Here is a 7618-nt window from a genome sequence, read left to right as displayed (position 1 = left end):
GACTTCACCGGCATCGTGCCTTTCCCTGTCCGCCTCTCCTCCTACCTGCTCTCGATGACTTGTAGCTACCGCTACGCCGTCATCGCCAGCGGAGGTAAGGAGGAAACCAAGAAAAAAACGAACCTAGACCACTTATATCGACAGGCCGTCAAGACTTTCGATCCATGATAGGGATGACGAAACTCGATGATGACGAAACTCTTGACGAGTTCCGGTACGGGCTTTTGGGATTGCTGCGGGGGCGTCGAACATCTGGGTTGTCGTGCTTCCTTTTAGTTGCGTACACTCCCCCCGGTTTACCTTTGTGACGGATCACAATCTCTCGGCTCCACAACCACCCTTTCTCTGGGGGAGAGATGCGCAAACAAGCGTTTTCCCTGAATCTTCGCACGATTTTCACGGCGTTTCTAATCACTTTGAGCGTCTCCGCGACGGCGGAGGATTCGTTTCGGGCCGGGCTGGCCGAATTGGCTGCCGGTTCGTTCGAAAAGGCGGCGGCGACGCTGGCTGAATTCGTCAAGAAGAATCCCGAGCATCCCGCTGCCGTTCAGGCGATGTGCGGAAACGGCCAAGCTCTCTCGGCGATGGGACGCAATGCCGAAGCGGCGGACGTCTTCGAAGCTGCACTGAAACAGCGGACCAACCGCGTTCGCGAAGCTCCCATCCGTCTGAGTTGCGCCAAGTGCCAGCTGCACGCCGGCCGCTATTCCGCCGCCGCCGAACACGCGCACCAGGCGATCCAGGTCTCCACATCGCCCAGCGAACGGGCGGCCGCTTATCCGATGTTGATCTCCGCCCTGTGCGAAGATGAGCGATGCAGCGAAGCCTGGTTGCATCTGCAGAAAGGAGCCGACTCGGGTGAACTCGATCCCAACGTCACCGTCTCGCTAGCAAAGAAGGTCGCCGCCGGCGCGCTGAAGCAGGGCGAAGCCAAGACGGCGTGCGAAGCTTTTGGCTGGCAGATGGAAAACGATCAAGACGACCGCGGCAAACAGGAAGCCGCTCTCGGCTACGCCTGGGCTCAAGCCGCATTGGCAACGACGCCGACCGAAGCGGCCGAAGCGTTGTTGGAATACGTCGACAACTATCCCAAGTCGCCCGGCGCCGCGCGAGCTTTGCTAGCTGCGGCACGGAAGCAGATCGACGCCGACCAGACGCCGGTAGCTATCGAGTTGCTGCAACGCTTGTATGCCCAATACGCCGATGCTAGCGAGACCGTCGACGGCCTGACGCTGCTGATCCAGATCGCTCAGAAGGCTGGCGACGAGGAACTGCTGCAAGAAACACGAGCTCACTTGGCTCAACAACACACCGACACTCCCGCCGCTCGCAGCGTATTGCATCTGGCGATCGCCGACGCGGCAAAATCGGGGGACGACGCAAAGTTCGAAGCGGTCGCGTCGGTCGTCTTTAACGCGGGCGATCCGCAGTTGGTCGCTCAGACATTGGACCGCTTAAGCGAGACGGCGGGGAACGAGATCGTGCTGCGATTTGCCGACGCGGGACTGCAACGGATGATCGATCCGCAGCAGCACATCGTCACCGGAGCGATCATCGATTGGTTGTTCGAGCACCAGCATTGGTCGGTGATCACCGAAGCGACAGCCAAAATGCCAGCCGAGGTGTTGGTAAGCAACCAGTACCAGGGAGCTGTGATCGCCGAGAGTTTGCAGCGTTTGGGAAGTTCTAAGGCAGCTTATGACTTATTCACGCGATTGGCGGCCGGTTCCGAGCCGACATTTGTAGTGTTGTTGCGGCGATCCGAACTGGCGGTGCAGGTCGGTTCGGTCGATGAAGCTACACAGGCGATTGCCGCGGCGACGGCCGCAGCCGAATCGTCTCGCGATCGGCAATACGTGCAGATCGTGGCAGCTCAGTTGGCCATTCGCCGCGCCGACTTTGATAGCTCGCGAAAACTACTCGACACCGTGGTGCTGTCCCCCGCAGCGGATCAACGCTTGCGTGGCCGAGCCCAGTGGTTGATCGGCGAAACCTATTTCATGCAGCGAGATTACCGTGCCGCCATCGACGCCTACCGCCGCTGCGAGACGTTGTTCCCCGAATCGGGATGGGGAGCCGCGGCGTTGCTGCAAGCCGGCAAGGCGTTTGAAAAGATGGGTAACTTTCGCGACGCCGCCGTTTGCTACACAAGTCTGCTGAACAAACATGCCAAATCACCATACGCTCGTCTGGCCAGCCGCCGCCTCGGCTGGATCGGCAACGAAACGACTCGCTAAACCGATGCTAGCAAGCCACGCCGCACCGAACCAAGCACCCCGCTGCGCAACAACCGCCGCGGCCCAGCCGACCGCTGCGCGATCGTTTGCCGCCCTGGCGATGATGCTAGCGTTTGCGTTTAGCGTTCCCGGAACCGCTGCGGCGCAACAGTTCCGCCAACCGGGTCAATCTTTCCAACAACAGGGCTTTGGCCAACAGGGCGGGTTCGCGCCGCAACCGACAGCGATCCCATCGATCCCGCCAGCCGCTCAGCCGCAGCCGACCGCTGAAGCTCCGGCCGAGGAAGCTGGCGAAGAATCGTCGTCGTGGGTTCCGGGATGGGCGTCGAGCTTAAAGGCTCAGATCAGCGCCGGCGGATTGCTGATGATTCCGCTGGGCATCTGCAGCTTGATCGTGATCGGATTGATTTGCGAGCGATTGATCTCGCTGCGCCGCGGCCGCGTGATCCCACGCCCCTTTGTCCGCCGGTTCCGCGAAAAGCTGGACGATGGGCAATTGGACATCGAAGAGGCGAACGAGGTCTGCAACGAATTCGACTGCGCCGTCGCCGACGTCTTTATCGCGGCGGTCAAGCGAACCGGCCGTCCGATGGTCGAGATCGAAGCGGCTGTCTTCGACGCGTTGGAACGGACCGCCGACGGATTGCGACGCTATCTGCGTGTCTTCCACGCCGTCAGCAATGTCGCTCCTTTGATCGGGCTGTTGGGAACCGTGCTCGGCATGATCGACGCGTTTGAAACGATGGCGTCCGAAGCCGGGGCAGGGCACCCGGAATTGCTAGCCGTCGGGATCAGCCAAGCGCTTGTGACGACCGCCGGCGGGCTGTCCGTGGCGATTCCCGCCTACCTGGCCTACATGTATTTCAGCTCGCGAGCCGATGGCTATCTGGCTGAGATCGAACGCTTGTCATTGGGAGTCATCGACGCGGTCTCGGCCGAAAGCGGCGGAGCAGCGTCGAAGACGCGGCGACGAAAGGCTGCATAATGGCATATCAACGACGCAGTGGCGAAGAGGCGACGATCAATCTGACGCCGATGATCGATGTCGTCTTCCTGTTGGTGATCTTCTTTATGGTCGGGGCGAAGTTCACCGACCAAGAGGGGAGCATCAAGGTTAACGTGCCGGGAGTGGGGAATCTGCAATCGATCACTCGGGGGCCCGACCAACGGGTTGTCGATGTCCTCGCTGATGGGTCGTTGTTGCTGGACAAGAATCCAGTTGCTATCAATCAATTGCAGCAAACCCTAACGAGTGCGGCCGCTCAATATGCCGATACGAGTGTAGTAGTGAGAGGCGATGGGCAAGGCAATTTCCAAGCGATTGCCGAAGTCCTGCAAGTCGTTCGCCAGGCCGGAATCACCGATATGGGAATCGCTGTTCGAATGCAGCGATAGCATAAGCTCTCGTCGTGCATCGCATGAAGTCAATCACCGATTCAACGCTCGCGCAAACGCCCTGGTTGGCGTTCCTCGCCGTGATGGCGATGGTACTGGTTGTTGCTACGTGGGTTCTGTGGCGACGGCAATCGGGCCGCCGGCGTCCCAAAGCCGCGATCGCGTGTGCGGTTCTTTCAGTCCTTATCCACAGCTCGCTGTTCTGGTTTGTGCCGACCAAGGACCAACCAGGCAAAGGGACCGGCGACGCGCCCGGCGAGATCGACGGCAACGCTCCGGTGATGGTCACGATCGCTGACGTCGAAAGCTTTGATCCCGACCAATCGGCGTCGCTCGACGAAACACCCGAGACCTTCGTCCCGCCGCTGGAGCTGCCCACGCCCGAAGCCGATCCGCAGCCGGCTGTCGTCACGGCTCCCGCGCCGTCGGAGCTGCCGATGCAGACGTCGACCGATCCGCCCGAGTTTGCCGCAGAGCCGATCGAGTTGAACGCGACGCACGCGGAGATCGATCAAATGATGACCGATCTGCTGTTGGCTGATGCGACGCTTTCACAAGCGGATGCACCGGAACCGATGCCGACGCCCGAGCCACCGATGCCGAAACCAGCAGCCGCGACGCCGCAGCCAACCGAACCGCTGGCCGCTCAGCCCGCCAGCGCCGCGTCGGGCGTCCCCGTGCCAACTCAGACAGTCGCGACGCCGGTCGCTTCACCACGTCCCGACGACTTTGCCAACCGTCGCGGCCCGGCGCGTCGGAGTGCATTGATCGCAACCGGCGGCGATGACCGAACCGAAGCTGCCGTGGCGGCTGGACTGCGGTTCATCGCATCGCGTCAACGTCCCGATGGAATCTGGGATCCGACGACGACCGGAGCGGGGCAGGAACGGATGCCCCTAGGTGAGAATCGCAACGGTGCGGGGAAGCGAGCCGAGACGGGGCTGACCGGGTTGGCGCTGCTGTCGCTGATGGGCAGCGGGTACACGCATCTCGAAGGACCGTACAACGACAACGTCGCCCGCGGCCTGCAAGCGTTGTTGAACCGGCAAGCGAACGACGGATCGATGGGGGGACCGGCCGGCACGTACGCGCGGATGTATTGCCACAGTATCGCCACCCTTTCGTTGGGCGAAGCGTTTGCGTTGACGCGCGATCCGCGGTTGGCTCAAGCGACAGCCGACGCGCTCAGCTATTCCGCTCGGATCCAACATCCGTCGACCGGCGGCTGGCGTTATCAACCGGGCGACACCGGCGACACCAGCCAATTCGGTTGGCAAGCGATGGCGATGGAGAGTGGCAAGCAGGGAGGGATGAACCTCGATCCACAGATCGACCATCGACTGCGAACCTTCCTGTCGACAGTCCGCGCCGGCCGCGGCGGTCTGGCGTCGTACCGCCCCAAGCGTCCGCCATCGCGAACGATGACCGCCGAGGCATTGGCGTCGCGGTTGTTGTTGGGACATTACGTTCCGCCGGCGGAGATCGCCGAAGCGGAGGCGTACATCTTGCAAGAGCTGCCGGGGATGGGCGAGGACAATTTTTATTACTGGTACTACGCCTCGCTGGCGCTACATCAGTTGCAGTCGCCGGCATGGACGCGTTGGAACGAAGCGATGAAGCGGCGGCTATTGGCAACCCAACGCAGCGACGGCAGCTGGCCGACGACCAGCGTCTGGGGCGGCTACGGCGGCGAAGTCTACACAACGGCGATGGGCTGTTTGTGTCTGGAAGTCTACTACCGACACCTGACGCTGCACCAAGCCCCCGAAAAGATCGCCAACGGCGCGGTGCGACCGCTGGTGCGGTAGCGGCGGTGTTGCTCAAGTCACCGGTGAAGATCGCGTGTCGTCGCTTCGCGACTTGTGTCGGATCGCGTTTTCTTTAGACCTGGGACTTGCGTCCCAGGCTAACACATCTCGTCGCTTCGCGACTGACGTATTTTCGAGTGGCGAAGCCACAGCATGCAACAGCCTGGGACGCAAGTCCCAGGAAATCGCCCTCCACCGCACCATTTCAAGTCCCAGTTGCCGCGCGCCTCCCCTCCCCGAACTTCGCTGCGCTGGTTCGACCCTCCCCTTCAAACTTCGTTTGGGGGAGGGTGAAACCTTCCGGTTTTGACGGTTGTAGCGGTTGGAGTTTTGCGATCGCGCATCGCGCTGTGGGCGAGCTATGCTTCGCATGTTTGGGGATCTCCCCGACGCTTCGATTCGACGCAAAACTGCCGACTTCGCCGACGGGCGACTATGATGCAAGGTGCTGTTCTGCGTCTCGACCCGCGCGCCAAATCCGATGACCGCTCCTCCGACTCCGCCGCATCCCGATCCGACTCCGCCCCCCGCGGCGGGATTGGATGCTGCGCGTCAAGCGCCTCCCACCGCTCCACCGGCGATCACTCCGCCCCCCAGCGCACTGCAACAGCTCGATTCGTTAGCCGATGAGCAAGAGAACCAGCAACCACTGCCTGCGACTCAAGCTTTCTTGCGCGACGCGAGGGTTCCCGGTTGGTTGGTCAGCGGTCTGCTGCACGGCGGCGTACTGCTGTTCCTGGCACTCTGGACCGTCGTCGGAACCACAAGCAACCTGTTTACGATCCAGGCGAGGTTTGAGCGCGAGGAGCCGACGCCGATCGAGCTGACGCCGCCGATGGATCGCCCGATCGTCGAAATCCGCCAGACCGAAGCGATGCCCGATCACGCGATCGAAGCGGCGGTCGAGGCTGTCGAGTTCGAGAAGCCCGAAGCGCTCACGGCAACCGCGCCAACTAAGCCGCTGGATACGATCCGGAAGATGATCGATGGACTGCAACAGCCGACGTCGACGCCCGCGCTGCGGATGCGAGGCAACGCGGGGATCGAGGGGCGCGTCGCGGGCAAACGACAGGAACTGGCTGAAAAATATGGAGCCAGCGACGCCAGCGAACAGGCTGTCGAAGCGGCGTTGGATTGGTTGGTCGCTCACCAACAAAACAACGGCTCCTGGGACTTCGACCTCTCCCACGCTCCCTGCAACGGCCAGTGCCGCAATCCGCGATCGAATCCCGACGGCCAAGCGACTCCCAAAACGGCAGCCACCGGACTGGCGCTGCTGCCATTTTTGGGAGCCGGGTATACGCACCGCAGCGGCAAACATGCCGAAACCGTCTCGCGGGGACTCTACTATCTAAGAAGCCAGTTGCGCGACGCAGCGGTTGGCCGCGAATTGATGCACGGCAGCATGTACGGCCACGGGATCGCAACGCTGGCAGTCGCCGAAGCCTACGCGATGACCAAAGACGAAGACCTGGTCGGCATGCTTCGCGATCTGCAGTCGTTCATCGTGATGGCTCAGCACGAAAAGGGAGGCTGGCGATACAACCCCGGGCAGCCGGGCGACATGACGATCACCGGATGGCAGATCATGGCGCTCAAAAGCTGTCAGATTGGCGGGCTCCCCTTTCCGACAAGCGTCCATTCGCGAGCGGAGGATTTTGTCACCAGTCTTGGCAGCCAACAGGGCTCGCGGTTTGGCTACCTGGAACCGGTCGCCGAAGCGACGCCGACAGCTGTCGGTCTGCTGCTGCAGATGTACCTGAGCAAACCGCCCGGGGACGCGGCGATCATGGAGGGCTGTCATTATCTGTACGAACTGGGCCCTTCGAAAACGAACGTCTATTTCAACTATTACGCCACGATGACGCTGCACCATGCCCGCTATTACGGCTTCCCCGAATGGAACGCCAAGCTCCGCGATTACCTGGTGAAAACGCAATCTCGGCGGGGGCATGAAGTCGGCAGCTGGCACTTCCCCGACCGCTTCGGCAACGTCGGCGGCCGGCTGTACAGCACCGCGATGTGCGCTCTGGTCCTGGAAACCTATTACCGGTACTTGCCGTTGTGGGCCGAAGCCGAATTCCCGTTGTAGTGTTCCAGCGGCGAAGAACCTATACTTGGCAAGCGTTTGGAAATACAATCCGCTGCCCCGACCAAAGGCTGCGGCGGCCTCGTTTT

At 61.6% G+C, this 7618-nt stretch carries 5 protein-coding genes; all 5 read left to right on the top strand.

What is annotated here, in order from left to right; translation table 11 throughout:
* The first annotated feature begins 356 nt into the window (after positions 1–356).
* Complete coding sequence (locus EC9_RS11670; protein WP_145345351.1) at positions 357–2237, top strand: tetratricopeptide repeat protein; 1881 nt, start codon at positions 357–359, stop codon at positions 2235–2237.
* The gene (locus tag EC9_RS11665; protein WP_246106084.1) at positions 2167–3222 is read left to right on the top strand and encodes a MotA/TolQ/ExbB proton channel family protein; all 1056 of its coding nucleotides are present in this window, start codon (positions 2167–2169) and stop codon (positions 3220–3222) included. The genes EC9_RS11670 and EC9_RS11665 overlap by 71 nt, the downstream gene beginning before the upstream one ends.
* Positions 3222–3632: an ExbD/TolR family protein gene (locus tag EC9_RS11660; RefSeq protein ID WP_145120365.1), complete on the top strand. Its 411-nt coding sequence runs from the start codon at positions 3222–3224 to the stop codon at positions 3630–3632. The genes EC9_RS11665 and EC9_RS11660 overlap by 1 nt, the downstream gene beginning before the upstream one ends.
* Positions 3633–3655: 23 nt before the next feature.
* On the top strand, positions 3656–5440 hold the full coding sequence (locus EC9_RS11655; protein WP_218934744.1) for a prenyltransferase/squalene oxidase repeat-containing protein: 1785 nt from the start codon (positions 3656–3658) through the stop codon (positions 5438–5440).
* A gap of 481 nt (positions 5441–5921) precedes the next feature.
* Positions 5922–7532, top strand: coding sequence for a prenyltransferase/squalene oxidase repeat-containing protein (locus tag EC9_RS11650; RefSeq protein WP_145345349.1), 1611 nt, complete (start codon positions 5922–5924; stop codon positions 7530–7532).
* The last annotated feature ends 86 nt before the right edge of the window (positions 7533–7618 follow it).

This window comes from Rosistilla ulvae, assembly GCF_007741475.1.
GTDB classification, from domain to species: domain Bacteria; phylum Planctomycetota; class Planctomycetia; order Pirellulales; family Pirellulaceae; genus Rosistilla; species Rosistilla ulvae.
This window is presented reverse-complemented; position numbering and strand designations above follow the sequence as displayed.